At 58.2% G+C, this 15,986-nt stretch carries 16 protein-coding genes; 9 read left to right on the top strand and 7 right to left on the bottom strand.

The window, feature by feature from the left end; translation table 11 throughout:
• Window positions 1-6: 6 nt before the first annotated feature.
• Window positions 7-786 (bottom strand): zinc ABC transporter permease subunit ZnuB, encoded by a 780-nt coding sequence (gene znuB / locus G5137_RS08840; RefSeq protein WP_005354863.1) that lies wholly within the window; start codon window positions 784-786, stop codon window positions 7-9.
• A gap of 21 nt (window positions 787-807) precedes the next feature.
• The gene (gene znuC, locus G5137_RS08835; protein WP_216952093.1) at window positions 808-1,584 is read right to left on the bottom strand and encodes a zinc ABC transporter ATP-binding protein ZnuC; all 777 of its coding nucleotides are present in this window, start codon (window positions 1,582-1,584) and stop codon (window positions 808-810) included.
• 93 nt (window positions 1,585-1,677) lie between these two features.
• Between znuC and znuA the strand changes: the two genes are divergently transcribed.
• Both znuA and G5137_RS08825 read left to right on the top strand, forming a co-directional pair.
• Window positions 1,678-2,616: a zinc ABC transporter substrate-binding protein ZnuA gene (gene znuA, locus G5137_RS08830; RefSeq protein ID WP_167557648.1), complete on the top strand. Its 939-nt coding sequence runs from the start codon at window positions 1,678-1,680 to the stop codon at window positions 2,614-2,616.
• A 67-nt stretch (window positions 2,617-2,683) separates the two neighbouring features.
• A complete protein-coding gene (locus tag G5137_RS08825) occupies window positions 2,684-3,358 on the top strand; it encodes a transglutaminase-like cysteine peptidase (RefSeq protein WP_042052461.1) in 675 nt (224 codons plus the stop codon).
• Here the strand turns inward: G5137_RS08825 and G5137_RS08820 are convergent.
• Both G5137_RS08820 and G5137_RS08815 read right to left on the bottom strand, forming a co-directional pair.
• On the bottom strand, window positions 3,353-4,294 hold the full coding sequence (locus G5137_RS08820; protein WP_421206171.1) for a TAXI family TRAP transporter solute-binding subunit: 942 nt from the start codon (window positions 4,292-4,294) through the stop codon (window positions 3,353-3,355). The two genes, G5137_RS08825 and G5137_RS08820, sit on opposite strands and share 6 nt — an antisense overlap.
• Window positions 4,291-5,589, bottom strand: a complete 1,299-nt coding sequence (locus G5137_RS08815; protein WP_421236111.1) for a LapD/MoxY N-terminal periplasmic domain-containing protein — start codon at window positions 5,587-5,589, stop codon at window positions 4,291-4,293. The genes G5137_RS08820 and G5137_RS08815 overlap by 4 nt, the downstream gene beginning before the upstream one ends.
• 260 nt (window positions 5,590-5,849) lie before the next feature.
• Between G5137_RS08815 and mepM the strand changes: the two genes are divergently transcribed.
• Window positions 5,850-7,187, top strand: a complete 1,338-nt coding sequence (mepM, locus tag G5137_RS08810) for a murein DD-endopeptidase MepM (RefSeq protein ID WP_421206173.1) — start codon at window positions 5,850-5,852, stop codon at window positions 7,185-7,187.
• Window positions 7,188-7,259: 72 nt separating this feature from the next.
• Here mepM and G5137_RS08805 read toward each other — a convergent pair whose 3' ends face one another.
• Window positions 7,260-8,204 carry a D-2-hydroxyacid dehydrogenase gene (locus G5137_RS08805; protein ID WP_266135387.1) on the bottom strand — a complete coding sequence of 315 codons (945 nt, stop codon included), beginning with the start codon at window positions 8,202-8,204 and terminating at the stop codon, window positions 7,260-7,262.
• Window positions 8,205-8,366: 162 nt separating this feature from the next.
• Here G5137_RS08805 and G5137_RS08800 point away from each other — a divergent pair, with 162 nt between their 5' ends.
• Complete coding sequence (locus tag G5137_RS08800; protein ID WP_103251888.1) at window positions 8,367-8,948, top strand: YjaG family protein; 582 nt, start codon at window positions 8,367-8,369, stop codon at window positions 8,946-8,948.
• 71 nt (window positions 8,949-9,019) lie between these two features.
• Here G5137_RS08800 and G5137_RS08795 read toward each other — a convergent pair whose 3' ends face one another.
• Window positions 9,020-9,499: a MarR family winged helix-turn-helix transcriptional regulator gene (locus tag G5137_RS08795; protein WP_042081587.1), complete on the bottom strand. Its 480-nt coding sequence runs from the start codon at window positions 9,497-9,499 to the stop codon at window positions 9,020-9,022.
• A gap of 163 nt (window positions 9,500-9,662) precedes the next feature.
• Between G5137_RS08795 and G5137_RS08790 the strand changes: the two genes are divergently transcribed.
• Window positions 9,663-10,190 carry a hypothetical protein gene (locus tag G5137_RS08790; protein ID WP_069526903.1) on the top strand — a complete coding sequence of 176 codons (528 nt, stop codon included), beginning with the start codon at window positions 9,663-9,665 and terminating at the stop codon, window positions 10,188-10,190.
• 9 nt (window positions 10,191-10,199) lie between these two features.
• On the top strand, window positions 10,200-11,798 hold the full coding sequence (locus G5137_RS08785) for a BCCT family transporter (protein WP_421255241.1): 1,599 nt from the start codon (window positions 10,200-10,202) through the stop codon (window positions 11,796-11,798).
• Between the two features lie 118 nt (window positions 11,799-11,916).
• On the opposite strand, the gene G5137_RS08780 is transcribed toward G5137_RS08785, so the two are convergent.
• Complete coding sequence (locus G5137_RS08780; protein WP_323892901.1) at window positions 11,917-13,155, bottom strand: multifunctional CCA addition/repair protein; 1,239 nt, start codon at window positions 13,153-13,155, stop codon at window positions 11,917-11,919.
• Between the two features lie 237 nt (window positions 13,156-13,392).
• Here G5137_RS08780 and mutY point away from each other — a divergent pair, with 237 nt between their 5' ends.
• The 3 genes from mutY (at window position 13,393) to mltC (ending at window position 15,947) form a co-directional block, all read left to right on the top strand.
• Window positions 13,393-14,445, top strand: coding sequence for an A/G-specific adenine glycosylase (gene mutY / locus G5137_RS08775; protein WP_421255240.1), 1,053 nt, complete (start codon window positions 13,393-13,395; stop codon window positions 14,443-14,445).
• Between the two features lie 8 nt (window positions 14,446-14,453).
• Complete coding sequence (locus tag G5137_RS08770; protein WP_005335828.1) at window positions 14,454-14,726, top strand: oxidative damage protection protein; 273 nt, start codon at window positions 14,454-14,456, stop codon at window positions 14,724-14,726.
• Window positions 14,727-14,843: 117 nt separating this feature from the next.
• Window positions 14,844-15,947 carry a membrane-bound lytic murein transglycosylase MltC gene (gene mltC / locus G5137_RS08765; protein WP_005354839.1) on the top strand — a complete coding sequence of 368 codons (1,104 nt, stop codon included), beginning with the start codon at window positions 14,844-14,846 and terminating at the stop codon, window positions 15,945-15,947.
• Window positions 15,948-15,986 lie beyond the last annotated feature (39 nt).

The following is a 15,986-nucleotide window of genomic DNA, read 5'->3' as shown; positions in this document are numbered from 1 at the left end:
GCACCGTTACGCTCTCTTGAACTGGCTCAGCACAAACAGGCTGGTGGCACAGACGACGACCGAAGGCCCAGCCGGGGTGTCCTGATACCAGGAGAGGGTCAGCCCCCCCAGCACGGCGAGACAGCCAATCAGCGCGGCAAAGCCGGCCATCTGCTCCGGTGTCTGGCTAAAGCGGCGGGCGGTGGCGGCAGGGATGATCAGCAGGGAGGTGATGATCAGCGCCCCGACAAACTTCATCGCCACGGCAATCACCAGCCCGATCAGCAGCATCAATACGCAGCGCAGCACATCGACCCGGATCCCCTCTACCCGTGCCAACTCTTCCGAGATGGTCATGGAGAGCAGGGGATCCCACAGTCGCCACAGGGTGAGCAGCACCAGTGCGCCACCGCCGTAGATCCAGAGCAGGTCCATCGGTTGTACCGAGAGCAGGTCGCCAAACAGGTAGGCCATCAGATCCACCCGCACGTTATCCATAAAACTCAAGGTAACCAGACCGAGCGACAGGGCGCTGTGGGCCAGAATGCCGAGCAGGGTATCGGTCGCCACCTGCTGGTTGCGACTCATGATCACCAGCAGCATCGCCATGGCGAGGCAGCAGACCACCACCGCCAGGGTGAGATCGACCTGCAGCAGGATGCCCAGCGCGATGCCGAACAGACAGGCATGGGAGAGGGTGTCGCCAAAATAGGCCATTTTTCGCCATACCACGAAGCTGCCGAGGGGGCCGGCCAGCAGGGCGATGCCGAGACCGGCCGCGAGGGCGTATAACAGAAAGCTGTCCACTTGAATGTCCTGTTGCTTGCGCTATTTGCTGTGAGCGTTGTTGCGAGAAGGCAGGCGGATGACGGGGGCCTGCGGTTCATGATGATGGTGTTCGCCGTCGCAGTGGTGATGGTGGGTATAGACAGCCAGCACCTCCTGCTCCGGTCGCCCGAACAGACGGGCAAATTCGGGGTGGCGGGCCACGCTTTCCGGCTCGCCATGACAGCAGACGTGGCGATTGAGGCAGATCACCTCGTGGGTGCTGGCCATCACCAGATGCAGGTCGTGGGAGACCATCAGCACGGCGCAATTGAACTCGGCGGCGAGCTGGCCGATGAGGGCGTAGAGCTCTATCTGGCCGGTGATATCGACCCCTTGCACCGGCTCGTCCAGTACCAGCAGCTCGGGCTTGACCAGCAGGGCGCGGGCCAGCAGCACCCGCTGCATCTCACCGCCGGAGAGTTTTTGCATCCGGTTTTCCAGCAATCCCTCTGCGCCCACCCGGGCCAGAGCTTCCTCGATGGAGAGGCGGCTATTTTTGCCCAGTTGCAGGAAGCGACGCACCGTCAGCGGCAAGGTTGGATCCAGATAGAGGCGCTGCGGTACATAGCCGACTCTCAGGTCGCGGCTGCGGGAGATCTTGCCCGAATCCGGGGTGAGCAGGCCCAGCACCAGCTTGCTCAGGGTGCTCTTGCCTGCCCCGTTGGGGCCGACTAGCGTGGTGATTTTGCCTTTATTGAGGGTAAAGGAGACCTTGTCGAGCACAGAGCGTCCATCAAACGAGAGAGAGACCTCTTTCAGCTCTACCAGTTGGCTCATGACAACTCCGGGGTTTACAGCCAGTGAGAGTTATAATATAACAAAAAGCGGCTGTTATATTATCACATACTCACCCCCTGACGAGATTCACCAATGAGAATTATTGCGCTTTTCACTGTCCTGCTGGCGGTGAGTTTGCCTGTTCGTGCCATTGAGGTACTGACCACCATCAAGCCCCTTGGCTTCATCGCTGCGGCGATCACTGACGGCGTGAGTGAGCCCAAGGTATTGTTGCCGACCGGCGCCTCTCCCCACGATTTCTCCCTGCGTCCCTCCGATATTCGCAGCATCAACAGTGCTGGGCTGGTGGTGTGGGTTGGCCCCGAGCTGGAAGGGTTTATGGCCAAGCCGCTGGCCAATCATCCCCATGCTTTGGCCCTGACTCAGGTTGAGGGAATGCCGCTGTTCAACTACGCGACTCAGGATAGTCATGACTCCCATGACCATGATGATCACGATCATGCCGCCCACGAGCACGGTAACCATGATCATGATGAAGGGCATGAGGGACATCATCACGAAGGGGTCGATCCCCATATCTGGCTTGGCCCGACGCAGGCCAAGGTGATTGCCAAGGCGATCGCAAGTGAATTGGGCAAGCTGGATCCGGCCAATCAGGCTCGCTATGACGCCAACCTCGCGGCATTTGATGCCAAGGTGGATGCCAAGGACAAGGTGATTGCCGGCCAGATGAAGGCAGTGAATGAGAAGGGGTACTTTGTCTTCCACGAGGCGTATGGCTACTGGGAGCGCCATTACGGCATGAGTTCAAAAGGTCACTTTACCGTGAGCCCTGAGCGTCGCCCGGGCGCCAAGACCCTGGTGGATATCCGCAAGGCACTGGAAGAGAAGCAGGCGAGCTGCATTTATGCCGAGCCGCAATTTTCACCGGCAGTGATCGAATCGGTGGCTCGCAATACTGGCGCCAAGGTGCTGTTGCTTGATGAGGTGGGTGAACAGGTGCCGCTCGGCCCGGATGGTTATCCCCAATTCATGCAACAACTGGCAGACGCATTTGCCCAATGTCGCTGATTAGCGGCTGAGTCTCTCATCCGGACGGACTATACTGACCTCCAGCATCTGACATGGAGTGTCCGGTATGAAATGGTTGTTGATCCCGGCCTGCACACTGGCGCTATGTTGCGCCAGCGTGCAGGCTTCGCGTCTTTCCGAATATATTGCCAGTCCGGACCTGCGGGCCAAGCTGCAGGAAGTGTATGGTGGCCGGGCCATCCAGCGGGCCGAGGCATTTTCTCGCTTGCTCACCCCCAGAGCGGGTACAACCGACCAGCAGAAGATCGAGCTGGTGAACAACTACTTCAACAATCTCACCTACAGTGAAGACCCCAAGCTGTGGGGAGATGAGGATTACTGGGCCAATCCGCTGGAGTTCATCGGTGCCCGGGGTGGGGATTGCGAGGATTACAGCATCTCCAAGTACTACACCCTGATGGAGCTGGGGGTGGATGAGAAGAAGCTGCGGTTGGCCTACGTCAAGGCGGTGCGTTACAACCAGTTCCACATGGTGACGCTCTACTTCCCGACACCCAAGGCTGATCCACTGGTGCTCGACAACATCAACAGCCGGATCCTGCCGGGTAGCAAGCGTACCGATCTCATTCCCGTTTACAGTTTCGATGCCAAAAGCATCTGGATCATGAAGTCACGGCGGGAAGGGACGCTGGCGGGGAGTGCCGATCGGCTGGCGCAGTGGACATCGATGAAGACCCGTTTCTCCAGCGAGCAACTGCGCTCTCCTCGTCGTCAGCTATAGCTTGCCCGCCGCCTTCAACTCATCGAAATATTTCGCCGCGCCCGGATGCTGTTCAATGCTCAGCACAGGGCCGGTTTTATTGCGTGCCCGGTGAAACATATTGGCGTAGCCATAAGTTTGCTCATTGAATTTGGTTTGCTGGGTCAGCATGGCCTTGGTCAGGCGATAGACAGACTCTTCCGGCATGGTGGCATTGGTAACCAGGGTGGCGGCAATAGCAAAGGTGGGCGTCGCCTTCAGATTGCCGGGGTAGATGCGGGCAGGCACCTGACTGCGTTGGTAATATTTGACACCCTTGAGTAGCTGATCCCGGGTGGCCCCATCGATGGGGAGGAAAGTGACCGCGCAACGTTTGGCGGTGTCGAGCACAATCCGGTTAGGGTGTCCCATCACCAGTGCAAATGCATCGATCTGCTTGCTACAGAGCGCATCCGGCAGGTTGGCCATGCTCTTCAGATCGAGATCCTGTTCTTTCGCTCCCAAGATGTTGAACAGGGCCAGCGCCGTCTGGCGGGTACCCGAGTTCTTCAACCCCATATCGATGGGGGCGAGCTTGAGCTGTTCCAGTGACGTGATATCTCCATCGGCACGTATCACTATGGTGAAGGGCTCTGCATGGGTGGCAAATAGTGCGCGCAGCTCAGGTTGCGGCTGCGTGGCAAAAGGGCCCAAGCCCTTGCTTGCCTGATACAGCCAGTCTGACTGCACCATGGCGTAGGAGGACTCGCCACTCTTCAGTCGCTTCAGGTTTTCTATTGAACCCGATGAGCTCTGCAGCTTGCACGCAAGTTGCTCGTCGACCTCATGAGCCAGACGGCAAAATTCTTTGGTTATCTGGTGATAAATCCCCTGCTCACCCCCGGTGGTTATAGTGACGGTTTCAGCCATCAGGCAGGGTTGCCACAGCAGGGGCAACAGCATGGCGAGCTTCTTCATGATTGCGTCTCCTTGGCATAACCATCGATACCCCAGGTCCGCAGTTTGTCGATGTCGCGACACTCTCCCGATTCTGCCAGCAGGGTATAACCGGCGGCATGCATGGTCTGGGAGAGCAGATTCCAGTAGAGCGGTTCATCGGTCAGCTGACAGCTGATAAAGATGGGATTGAGCGGGTCAAGTTGATTGAAGGTATCCGCATTGAGGGGAATGGCGCTGAAGGCGAGCTCACACCCCTTTTCCTGCAACGCAGCCAATGTGACTTGGCCATGGGCAGGGAATGTGGCCACATCCCAGCGCCAATCCAGTGTTTTGCCGCGGCCCTGGCTTAGCAGAGGGGCGATTTCTGACCATTGCGGATGATTGAGCAGGGAGAGGGGTAGCAAGATCCCCTCTATATGGGAGCGCTGCCATAACTCCAGGGTGCTATGGATGGTCGCGAGATCGCTGTCGGCTCCGAGGGGCTGACTGGGCAAGAAACGCTGATAGAGGGCGATTTCCCCTTGTGTGGAGACAAATTTTTGCAGTTGCCCGCCTTCCGGCAGTGGACTCACTCCTTGCAGCGGCTGTGGGGGCGTCAGTGGCAGCTGTTTTCCCAGCTGGGTGATTTTGAGTCGTTGTTGCAGCAGATCCCGTTTGCGTTCGGAAACCAATTGGTTGATGGAAAGTGCCACTTCTTTGAGGTCTTGCAACCAGGGGGTGGGCAGGGTGCTGTTGAACTGGTGTTTGCGGATACGGATCAGCTGCAGGTTGATCTGCTCCAGGGGATGCAGCAGGCGTTTGCACACCAGAGAGATGATCAGGGTAAATACGACGAGGCCCGCCAGCAGAGCCAGACCGGTGCGACTGATGGCATTCCACAGATGCTGATAGGCGTAGCCGCTATGTCCCTCAAGGGTCAGAGTGCCCAGCATGCGCCAGCCATCGGTCAACTCTTGCTCAATCTTGACAGGGGGCATGCCGATAACCGAGGGAAGCCAGCCGGGAACATTCTGCTGGGTAGAGTGGAATACCTTCTGAAACAGCACCTGACCATCCGGATCCACCAGCATGACCGAGCTGACGAAACCGCCATCGAACATGGCATTGACGATGGTTTCGGCCAGCACCTGATCATCATTGAGCAGGGTGCCTTGCAGTACCAGTCCAAGGGCTGTGATGGCGGTCTCCAGATTGGCCGACATCTGATCAAGGATTGACTGGCGGACTGTCGTGACTTCCAGTGCAAACAGCAGCGCTGCACCGATCAGGAACAGGACGACAATTATTCTGATTAACAGTTTTGCTAACGACATATCCACTCCATGGAAAAATTATCGCAACATTTGAATTTTTAATGCCGAATCGAGTCCGACCCGGCTCTTAAAAATAGGAAAAAATAGTTAAAAAAGGCGATCATTTCTGCCCATCAGGGCGTGTTATGCATAAAATGTGAGGTTCATGCAGATTGTGATGAACTATTTGTAACTATTTGTGTCCAACAAACAGTTTTATACGGTTTTGTCACAACTGACATCGCAACTCACACTCTTTAGATCTAAATACAGGATAGCGGATGAAACGTCTCCGTCCCTTGGTAGTACAGGCTGCCAATTGGGAACCACCGGTTCCCCGCAAACACTTTTACGCCATGCTGATGCTGACGGCCATGACCCTGTCAGCAGTGGCATTATTGCCAGCTCCGGGTGACATCCTCGAGCGGCCGCTGCGTCTTGAGTTGCCCATTGATACCGCCGGTACGGCAACCAACGAAAACAACACCGACTTTAACGAAATCCCCGATCACGAACTGGTTGATCAGAGTGCGCCGGATGACGACATCCCGGTCGACACCACCCCCCAGTGGCAGGATTACCGGGTCCGCAACGGCGAAAACCTGACCGCCATTTTTAACAATCTCGGTCTCTCCACCACCACCCTCTACAAGGTGCTGGACGCGGACAACAAGAACTATCTGGCGCGCCTCAAGCCGGGCCAGAATATCGAGCTGCTGATCGATCAGGACAACATCCTGCAGCAACTCAAAATCCGCCTGAACATCAAGCAGACTCTGGTGATGGCACGCAGCGATGATGCCTATACCGCCTCCATGATCAATGAGAAGGTCGAGTGGCAACCTCAGCGTTACAACGGCGTGATCAACGGCAGCTTCTATGTCAGTGCCCGCAATGCGGGGATTCCGGCCAATCATATCCAGAAGATTGCCAACCTGTTCCAGTGGCGGATGAACTTTGCCCAGGATCTGAAAAAGGGCGATAAATTCAAGGTGTTGGTACGCCAGGAGACAGTCGAGGGCAAGAGCACCGGTAACAGCCAGCTGCTGGGTGTGGAAATGATCAGTCAGGGCAAGACGGTGTCGGCCTGGCTCTCCGATGATGGCAACTATTACGATGGTCAGGGCAACAGCCTGGAGCGTGGTTTCCGCCGTTATCCGACCCACAGTCGTTACCGGATCAGCTCAAACTTCAACCCCGCGCGCAAGCATCCTGTGACTGGTGCTATCCGTCCCCACGAGGGGACCGACTTTGCCGTTCCGGTGGGTACCCCGGTACTGGCCACGGGTGACGGTGTGGTCCAGAAGGCGACCAGCCACCCGCTGGCGGGTACCTATATCGTCATCAAGCACGGTCGAACCCTCTCTACCCGTTATCTGCACCTGAGCAAGTTGCTGGTCAAAACCGGTCAGCGGGTGAAGATGGGCGACAAGATCGGCCTCTCCGGCAATACCGGTCGCTCGACTGGTGCTCACTTGCATTACGAGCTGCGGATCAACAACCGTCCGGTTAATGCCATGACCGCCAAGCTGCCGATGGCTGAACCGCTCAGTGGCAAGGAGCGTCGCCAGTTCCTGGCCAAGGTGAAGAGCTACCGCAAGGAGCTGGCCGCCGGTTAATCGCTGTAGCCACTAGCTGAAATGAAAAAGCCCCGCCAGACTGGCGGGGCTTTTTTGCATGCGCAGTGTTGGTCAGTAACCCTTGTCGAAGTCAATCTTGCCATCCAGTGGCTGGCCATCGATAAAGCGAATGTAGTTGCGTACAAATATCTGGGCCACATCCTCTGGAAAGCTGTAGGCGCTGTTGTGGGGGGTGACGATGAGGTTGGGTTGTCCCCACAGTGGGCTGTCGGCGGGCAGCGGCTCCTGCTCGAATACATCCAGCACCGCCATTGCCAGCTTGCCGGTACGCAGTGCGGTGAGCAAATCGCCCGAGTGTACAGCGCTGCCACGACCGACGTTGAACAGGATGGCGCCCGGTTTGCAGTGTTCGAAGCGGGCGGCATTGAAGAGATGACGGGTATCGCGGGTGGCAGGCAGCACGCTGACGATCACATCGGCCTGCGCCAGCATCTTGTTGAGCGCAGGCAGCTGATAAACCTGGTCAAACCCGGCACGCTCCCGACCACTGCGGCTGATGCCCAGCACCTTCATACCAAAATGTTTGCCGGTGTGGGCGATATGCTGGCCAATGCTGCCGGTACCCAGGATCAGCATGGTTTTCCCTTTGAGCCCCTGATAGGGGTGACTCTGCCAGAGTCGTTGTCTTTGTTGTTCCCGATAGAGAGGAAGTTGGCGTGTCAGACTGAGCAGATGACCAAAGACATACTCGCTCATCAGCGGGCCGAAGATGCCGCGCACGTTGGTGAGCTGATAGTTGCGACGACTGTCCGGATCGAGCAGCACGTCGACCCCGGCATAGGTGGACTGGAACCAGCTCAGCTTGTTGGCTTTGGGCAGCAGTGGCTTGGCGCGGGCTGGCTCTGCCAGCAGAATATGGGCCTCGCCGATAAGTTGTTCGGCATCGCTCGGGTTGTCGGCCCGCAGAATGCGCAGATGAGGGAGGTTGGCCGCCTTGAGCAGACGTTCGTAGTGAGCATTATCCTGGCTGAGCAAAAGAAGGGTACGTTGGCTCATACTCTTGTTCCTTATCAGAATTTGCGGCGCAACAAGATGCCGCTCTCGACCCATCTTACCTGACTTCATATCGCAACATAGCCGACCAGGGCGCTTTTTCGTTTTCGCCGCGCGCCTCGTGGGCTACAATCTGCCCCACATTTTGCAAAGGATCCGACTCCAGTGTTTGGTGACAAGTTTTATAAGCGACTGGCCGAGCTACAGCCTTGGCAACAGACCGTCTACACCCTGGCGCTGGCAGAGCGCATGTATCCCAACTATGCCCTGTTCTGTCAGGCCTCCGGCTTTGGCAATGCTGGCGCTTTCCGGCATGCGCTGGATCAGATGTGGGTCTACCTCACCGTCAAGGGATCCCGGGTCAATCTGGGGGCCATTCTCGAAGAGTTCGAGTCTCACATTCCGGATCCCCGCAAGTTTGAATCCTACGGTGCCTATCCCGCGCTGGATGCCTGTGTTGCGCTGGGCTGCGCCTACAACTCGGTGATCTGCCGGGTCGGCGAAGAGGCCAACGATGCCAGCCATGCGTCAGTCGGTACCGTGGCCGGTTTTATCGAGCTGCTGGAAGAACGGGATCTGACCGAAGATGAGCTCTACGAGCACGAGTACATGGAAGCCGAGCTGGAGTTCCAGGTTGAACTGCTCAAGCGGGTTGCCCATGAGCGCGACAGCGATCGTATCCTGGCCATCAGAACATTCGCCTCTCAGGATGGCGTCTCCAATATCGGGATCAGCCTGGAAGAGTAATCCTCTACGACCCCTGATAGAACAAAGCTCCCTTTCGGGAGCTTTTTTTATGCCTGAAATTGTTCAGCAGCTTATGCCTGCTCTTCGGTGAGGGGTCTGACGCTCAGCACCGGGGCCGCGTCGATTTCGTCTGCATTCATCATGGAGGAGATGCGTTGCAGGGAAGAGAGCAGCAGGGTCTGCTCCCAGGTTTCAAGGGATTGAAAGCGTTGGATAAAGCGCTCTTGCAGCGGGGTCGGGGCCTGAGCCAGCAGGGCACGGCCTGCATCAGTCAGTGTCGCATGAACCTTGCGCTTGTCGGTATTGCTGCGAACGCGCTGCACCAGTTGGCGGCTCTCCAATCGGTCCATGATGGTGGTGGCGGTGGCCTGGCTCATGTTGGTGTGATCGGCCAGCTGGCGCATGGAGATCTGCCCCAGCTCATCGATCCCTTTGAGCAGCAAGAGTTGCGGGGAGGTTAGCCCGGCTTCTTTGATCAAGCGCCTGGAGTGCATGTCGATGGCACGAATAATCTGGCGCAGGGCGACCAGCACTTCATCATGTTTTTCCATGGGGTGTGCGTCATTGGAGGGCTATGGAGAGGGGCAAAATTTTCCGCCTAATTCGTCACAAGGTCAATATTGTTTTTGTTGTAATAATTTCTGCTCTAATCAATTTTGTGTTAGGTTGACGGACATTTCACGGAATTCACCCTGACATTTGAGGAGCTAAATGATGAATGACGAGCTGGATATCAAGTCTCTGGTGGCCGAGTTACGTGTGGTCAGAGTGCGCTATGAACTGCCGGATACCTCGGCTTTTGTGCGCTATCAGCCTGCCTATGATGAAGACCCAAACAACCTCAAAGTACACCACTATGATGGTGAGTTACCCCTCTCTTGCAGTGAGACAGGTACTTTCAACCTAAAGGAGTTGGTGAATGAATTGCGCTACGCCTATGTGCTGGTGCACCTCTTTCCTGACGAAAGTGCCATGAACTTCTATCTGACCGGCCTCGATACCGGCCTGGCCCAGCTGGAGTTCATCGGTGGCTCTTACGACTTCAACCGCCTTTGGATCACCAGCGGTGTCTCCAATCTGGGTGTCCCCATGGCCATCTTCCTCGGCAAGCGTCACGCCGTGAACGGCCAGCCCTCGGTTTCGCTGGTAGATCACCGCGAACAGGCGGCTGGCAAACTGGTCTATCGCGCCATCGGCGGTGCCGGTGATCATGTGGGCGAAGACTTTTTCAACAACGACTAAGGAGGCTGGATGCGAGCAAGCAAAGGGCTATTGAAAGGCCTCAACCCGACCATGGCCATGACGGCCCTCACCGTGATCACCCTGTTTTTGCTGTTTGGCGTATTTGTTCCCGATACCGCGGCCGCCTGGTTTGTCGGTGCCAAGGATCAGATTATTGCCGGGTTCAAGTGGTACTACATTCTGGTGGTCGCCCTGTTCCTGTTCTTCGCTGTCTACTTGATGTTCAGCCGTTTTGGCAGCATCCGGCTGGGTGACGACGACCAGGTACCGGAGTTCGGCTACTTCGCCTGGTTCTCCATGCTCTTTAGCGCGGGCATGGGGATCGGTCTGGTGTTCTGGAGCATCGCCGAGCCGATGAACCATCTGCAGGGCAATCCGTTCATTACCGAAGGGATGACCCCAGAAGCGGCCCAGATCGCCATGCGCCTCACCTTTTTCCATTGGGGCCTGCACCCCTGGGCCATCTATGTGATCGTTGGCCTATCGCTGGCCTTTTTCAGTTATCGTCGCAAGTTGCCGCTGGCTATTCGCTCCGTGCTTTACCCCATTCTCGGTGAGCGCATCTACGGCTTCTGGGGCCATGCGGCCGATGTGCTGGCGGTGTTCGGCACCGTGTTCGGGGTGGCAACCTCCCTTGGTCTGGGGGTCTCCCAGATGAATACCGGCCTCAACCAGATGTTTGGTATGGCGGTGTCGCAGTCCAACCAGCTCTGGTTGATTGGCGGTATCAGTCTGATCGCCACTCTGTCTGCGGTCTCCGGGGTCGGGCGCGGGGTGAAGATCCTCTCCGAGCTCAATATCTGGCTGAGTGTCTTCGTACTCGCACTCTTTCTGGTGCTGGGGCCGACCACCTATATCCTCAACGCCTATGTACAGAACATCGGTGATTACCTGCAGAACATCGTCAAACTGAGCTTCTGGACCAACACCGAGGCCAACGGCACCTCGGCTTGGCAGTCGAGCTGGACAGCGTTTTACTGGGGTTGGTGGATTGCTTGGGCGCCGTTTGTCGGCATGTTTATCGCCCGCATTTCCAAGGGGCGTACCATCCGCGAGTTTGTGCTCGGTGTGCTGCTGGTGCCCTCGCTGCTCGGCATGTTCTGGCTCACCGTGTTTGGCGGCACGGCGATGAATCTGGAGCTGTTTGGCGGTGGCGGCGTGGTTGCTGCGGTCAATCAGGATGTGACGCTGGCGCTCTACAAGACGGTCGAGCTGCTGCACTGGGATACCTTCGGCTGGATTGCCAAAGCTGTGCTGACCCTGCTCATCTGCACCTACTTCATCACCTCCAGTGACTCGGGTACGCTGGTCATCACGACTCTGCTCTCCATCGGTGATCAGGAGCCGCCGGTTCTGCACCGCGCCGTATGGGGTCTGGGGCAGGGGCTGGTTGCCGCTATCCTGCTGCTTTCCGGCGGCCTGGCAGCCTTGCAGGCGGCCAGCATCATAGCGGCGCTGCCCTTCTCGGTGATCATGCTGGCGATGTGCTATTCGCTGATGCTGGGGCTCAAGCAGGAGAGCCAGCGCCAGTTCGAGTATCGTCAGAACCTCAAGCGCCACGATGGCTCATCCCATATGAGCCTGATGGAGCGAATTGGTCCGGCATAACGGCATCAGCAGGGGTTAGCGACCCCTCACATATCAATCTGGATGCAAAACGGCCGCCCTGGCGATGCTCTCCTTGCGGAGTTCATCATCAGGGCGGCCGTCTGTTATGGGGCCGAGGTTACTCTTCGATAAAGGTCCACTCATCCTTGATGCGGCTGATGGCATCGGTCCGCTTTTTGGCCAGCTGCTCCTTGATCTCTTCTCCTTTGAAACCGGCCGCCACTATCTCTTTCACCGGCACCGCCTGGGCTGCAGCCAGCGCTTCGGCCACATAGTCCGGCTCGGCGTAGACCCGCTCCTCGAAACCGGTGCGGCCATGGAAGTCGGCGCGGCAGGCGTCCAGCAACTGGGCAAAGCGCTCGGGCCGGCGCCAGGCATCTGCCTTGTCGAACACCTTGAGCAGGGTGGCGGGCTTGAGCTCAAAGGCGATGTGGATGTGGGTGTGCAGATCGCTCACCAGCAGCGCCAGATCCCGGCACTCGTTGGGAACCCGGAACCGCTCGCACAGGGCGCGAATAAGCGGCAGCCCCTTCTGGCCGTGACCGTGATGGCTGGGCCAGAACTCCTTGGGAGTTACTCCCTTGCCAAGGTCGTGGCAGAGGGCAGCAAAGCGGACGGTCAGCTCGGGGGAGATCCGGCACGCCTGCTCCAGCACCATCAGGGTGTGGATGCCGGTGTCGATCTCCGGGTGCCACTTGGCCGGGGCGGGGACGCCAAACAGCGCATCAATCTCTGGGAACAGCGCCTTGAGGGCGCCGCACTGGCGCAGCACCTCGATAAAGATCTGCGGGGTTGGCCCCAGCAGCACTTTTTCCAGCTCCTTCCAGACCCGCTCCGGCGTGAGGTGGGCCAGCTCGCCAGCGGCCGTCATCTCGCTCATCAGGGAGAGAGTTTCCGGCGCTATGGTAAAGCCCTGAGCGTGGAAGCGGGCGGCGAAGCGGGCGACCCGCAAGATGCGCAGCGGATCTTCGGCAAAGGCGGGGGATACGTGGCGCAGCAGCCGTTTTTCCAAATCGTCAATGCCACCGTAGGGATCGTGGAGCTCTCCCTGATCATCCTCGGCGATGGCGTTGATGGTGAGGTCCCGGCGCAGCAGATCTTGCTCGAGGGTCACATCGGGGGCTGCGTGGCAGACAAAACCGGTGTAGCCCTGACCCTGTTTGCGTTCGGTGCGGGCGAGGGCATACTCCTGCTGGGTTTTGGGGTGGAGGAAGACCGGGAAGTCGCGACCGACCTGGGTAAAACCCAGCGCCAGCATCTGCTCCACGGTGGCGCCGACCACCAGATGATCTCTGTCGCCCTGCGGCAATCCCAGCAGGCGATCCCGCACTGCGCCCCCAACCAGATAAGTCTGCAAACCGTCTCTCCCGTCATCAATCGTGGGGCCGAGTATATCGCCTTTGTTACCGCTTTGCTGCCTGAGCACCACCTGCCCGCAGCGCCAGTCAGCGCGGCTTTGACTTGGGCGTGACGAGGCCTTACGCTGCCGCACCAGACAGCTGGCGCTGTGCTGCGGGATGACTTTATGCCCGCGCAGGCCAGATGAGCCGAAGGAACCGCAGAGTTCCCTATATATCAACGACATGAGAACAACGTGAATCAATCAACCTTCGCAAGCCGGGTTCTGGAGTGGTACGAGCTTCATGGCCGCAAGAGCCTGCCCTGGCAGCAGGAGAAGACCCCTTACCGGGTCTGGGTCTCGGAGATCATGCTGCAGCAGACTCAGGTCGCTACCGTGATCCCCTATTACCAGCGTTTTATGGCGCGCTTCCCCGATGTGGTGGCGCTGGCTGATGCCCCCGTGGACGAGGTGCTGCATCACTGGACCGGATTGGGCTACTACGCCCGGGCCCGCAATCTGCACAAGGCGGCCCAGCAGATCCGCGATCATCACCACGGCCTCTTTCCCGAGCGCTTTGACGAGGTGATGGCGCTGCCAGGGATTGGTCGTTCTACCGCCGGGGCCGTGTTGTCGCTCTCTCTCGGTCAGCCCCACGCCATCCTTGATGGCAATGTGAAGCGGGTACTCACCCGCTGGCTGGCGCTGCAGGGCTGGCCCGGCCAAAAACAGGTGGAGAACGAGCTGTGGGAGATCGCCATCCGGCTCACCCCCAAACTGGGGGTGGCGCAATACAATCAGGCAATGATGGATATCGGGGCCACTATCTGCACCCGCAGCAAGCCAGCCTGTGATCGCTGTCCGGTGCGGGCCGATTGCCAGGGGCTGTCGCAAGGCAAGCCTACCGCTTATCCCAACAGCAAGCCCAAGAAGAGCATTCCGGCCCGCGATGGCATCATGCTGCTGATCCGTCACGGCGATGAGTTGCTGCTGGAGAAGCGGCCGCCACAGGGGATCTGGGGCGGGCTCTACTGCTTCCCGCAGGCGGCTTCGCTGGCGGAGGTGGAGGGTCTGCTGGCGTCCCTCGGCCTGAGCCATCACAGTTATCGTGAACTGGCCGGTTTTCGCCATACCTTCAGCCACTTCCATCTCGATATTCAGCCGTTGCTGATTGACATTGATGAGGCGCAGCCGCTGCGGCTCATGGAAGCAGATAACCGACTCTGGTATAACTTACGCCATCCTGCCGAGGTGGGGCTGGCGGCCGCCACGGCCCGTCTGCTCGCCTATCCAGAGTTACAACCATAGAGGTCAACATGAGCCGTACTGTATTTTGCCAACGCCTGAAAAAAGAGGGCCCGGGTCTGGATTTCCAACTCTATCCCGGTGAGCTCGGCAAGCGGATTTTTGACAACATCAGCAAGGAAGCCTGGGCCGAGTGGCAGAAGAAGCAGGTGATGCTGATCAACGAGAAAAAGCTCAACATGATGAATCTTGAGCATCGCCAACTGCTGGAAAAAGAGATGGTCAGCTACCTGTTTGATGCAGGTGAAGTGCAGATCGAAGGTTACACCCCGCCTGCCCAGTAAGCTCTCCGGCTGTTGTACGTGTGAACAGGTGCGGGAATGGCGCCACACTGGCGTGACCGCTCCTGAAGTCGCAGCAAATGAATGATGGGCAGCTCTGCTGCCCGGTTTGAGGATCCTATGGGCCGAATTTTTTGGCTGCTGTGCACCCTGCTGTTTCTCTCTGCCTGCTCATCTTCCCCCAAGCCCAGCGGGAGTGAGGATGACGATCTGGTCAACGGCAAGGACATCCGCGGTTTTGAACACATGATCAGCGCGCTCTCCCATAACGTGAACGAGATATGGGGGCGGGAGGCGCTGTTTGCGGGCAAGTTTGACTACGTAAAATATACGGATCAGTACAAGAGCCGGGCCCACATCGACTTCTCCAGCGGCCACATCATGGTGGAGACGGTCTCGGGCATCGATCCCCGCGCTCACCTGCGTCGCGCCATCATCGAGACCCTGCTGACGCCGGACGATCCGGCCGAAGTGGATCTTTACTCCGACCGGGAAATTCTGACCGGCGGCGAGCCCTTCCTCTACGGTCAGGTGCTGGACAACCAGCGCCAGCCAATCCGCGCCTCCTGGCGCGCCGAGCGTTATGCCGATTACCTGCTCAACACGGCGATGAAGAAGCGCACTTTGGGGATTCGCACCATCTTCTTCGTCGATATTCCCATGGTGGCCAACCATGAAGATCGACGGGGCTACAAGTATGCGGGGATCATCCGGGAAGCGTCGCGCAAATACGGCGTGCCGGAGAGCCTGATCTATGCGGTGATCAAGACCGAGAGCAGCTTCAACCCCTATGCGGTGAGCCATGCCAACGCTTATGGCCTGATGCAGGTGATCCCGGCCACTGCCGGTCGTGACGTCTATGTGCGGGTCAAGGGCAAGAACGGCCAGCCGACCCGGGAGGAGCTGTTCAACCCGGCCTACAACATCGATGTCGGTACCGCCTATCTGCACCTGTTGCAGACCGTCTATCTGGCGGATATTCAGGATCCGCGCTCCCGTCGCTATGCGGTGATCTCCGCCTATAACGGTGGCGCTGGCGGGGTGCTCAATACCTTCTCCAGCGATCGCAAGGCGGCGCCGGGCCGGATCAACCGGCTCTCCCCCGAGGCGGTCTATCAGGTGTTGACCGAGCAACATCCCAAAGAGGAGGCGCGCCGTTACCTCTACAAGGTCAATCAGGCCGAGAAGGGGTTCAAGAGAGCCTTTGCCAGTCGGGCCGGTTAAGCGGTGACGCTGGGTTAACCATGCAAAAGGGCGCTTGAT

The organism is Aeromonas sp. 600282, from assembly GCF_049175755.1.
GTDB classification, from domain to species: Bacteria; Pseudomonadota; Gammaproteobacteria; order Enterobacterales; family Aeromonadaceae; genus Aeromonas; species Aeromonas veronii_A.
The sequence above is the reverse complement of the archived record's forward strand: the minus strand, read 5'-3'. Positions and strand labels throughout refer to the sequence as shown.

Bases quoted from the DNA above. Each gene is read 5' to 3' on its own strand.
- mepM (WP_421206173.1), top strand. From the start codon at position 5,850: ATGAAACGTCTCCGTCCCTTGGTAGTACAGGCTGCCAATTGGGAACCA.
- G5137_RS08770 (WP_005335828.1), top strand. From the start codon at position 14,454: ATGAGCCGTACTGTATTTTGCCAACGCCTGAAAAAAGAGGGCCCGGGT.
- G5137_RS08815 (WP_421236111.1), bottom strand. From the start codon at position 5,589: ATGTCGTTAGCAAAACTGTTAATCAGAATAATTGTCGTCCTGTTCCTG.
- G5137_RS08795 (WP_042081587.1), bottom strand. From the start codon at position 9,499: ATGGAAAAACATGATGAAGTGCTGGTCGCCCTGCGCCAGATTATTCGT.
- G5137_RS08820 (WP_421206171.1), bottom strand. From the start codon at position 4,294: ATGAAGAAGCTCGCCATGCTGTTGCCCCTGCTGTGGCAACCCTGCCTG.
- znuA (WP_167557648.1), top strand. From the start codon at position 1,678: ATGAGAATTATTGCGCTTTTCACTGTCCTGCTGGCGGTGAGTTTGCCT.
- mltC (WP_005354839.1), top strand. From the start codon at position 14,844: ATGGGCCGAATTTTTTGGCTGCTGTGCACCCTGCTGTTTCTCTCTGCC.
- G5137_RS08805 (WP_266135387.1), bottom strand. From the start codon at position 8,204: ATGAGCCAACGTACCCTTCTTTTGCTCAGCCAGGATAATGCTCACTAC.
- G5137_RS08825 (WP_042052461.1), top strand. From the start codon at position 2,684: ATGAAATGGTTGTTGATCCCGGCCTGCACACTGGCGCTATGTTGCGCC.
- G5137_RS08790 (WP_069526903.1), top strand. From the start codon at position 9,663: ATGAATGACGAGCTGGATATCAAGTCTCTGGTGGCCGAGTTACGTGTG.
- G5137_RS08785 (WP_421255241.1), top strand. From the start codon at position 10,200: ATGCGAGCAAGCAAAGGGCTATTGAAAGGCCTCAACCCGACCATGGCC.
- znuC (WP_216952093.1), bottom strand. From the start codon at position 1,584: ATGAGCCAACTGGTAGAGCTGAAAGAGGTCTCTCTCTCGTTTGATGGA.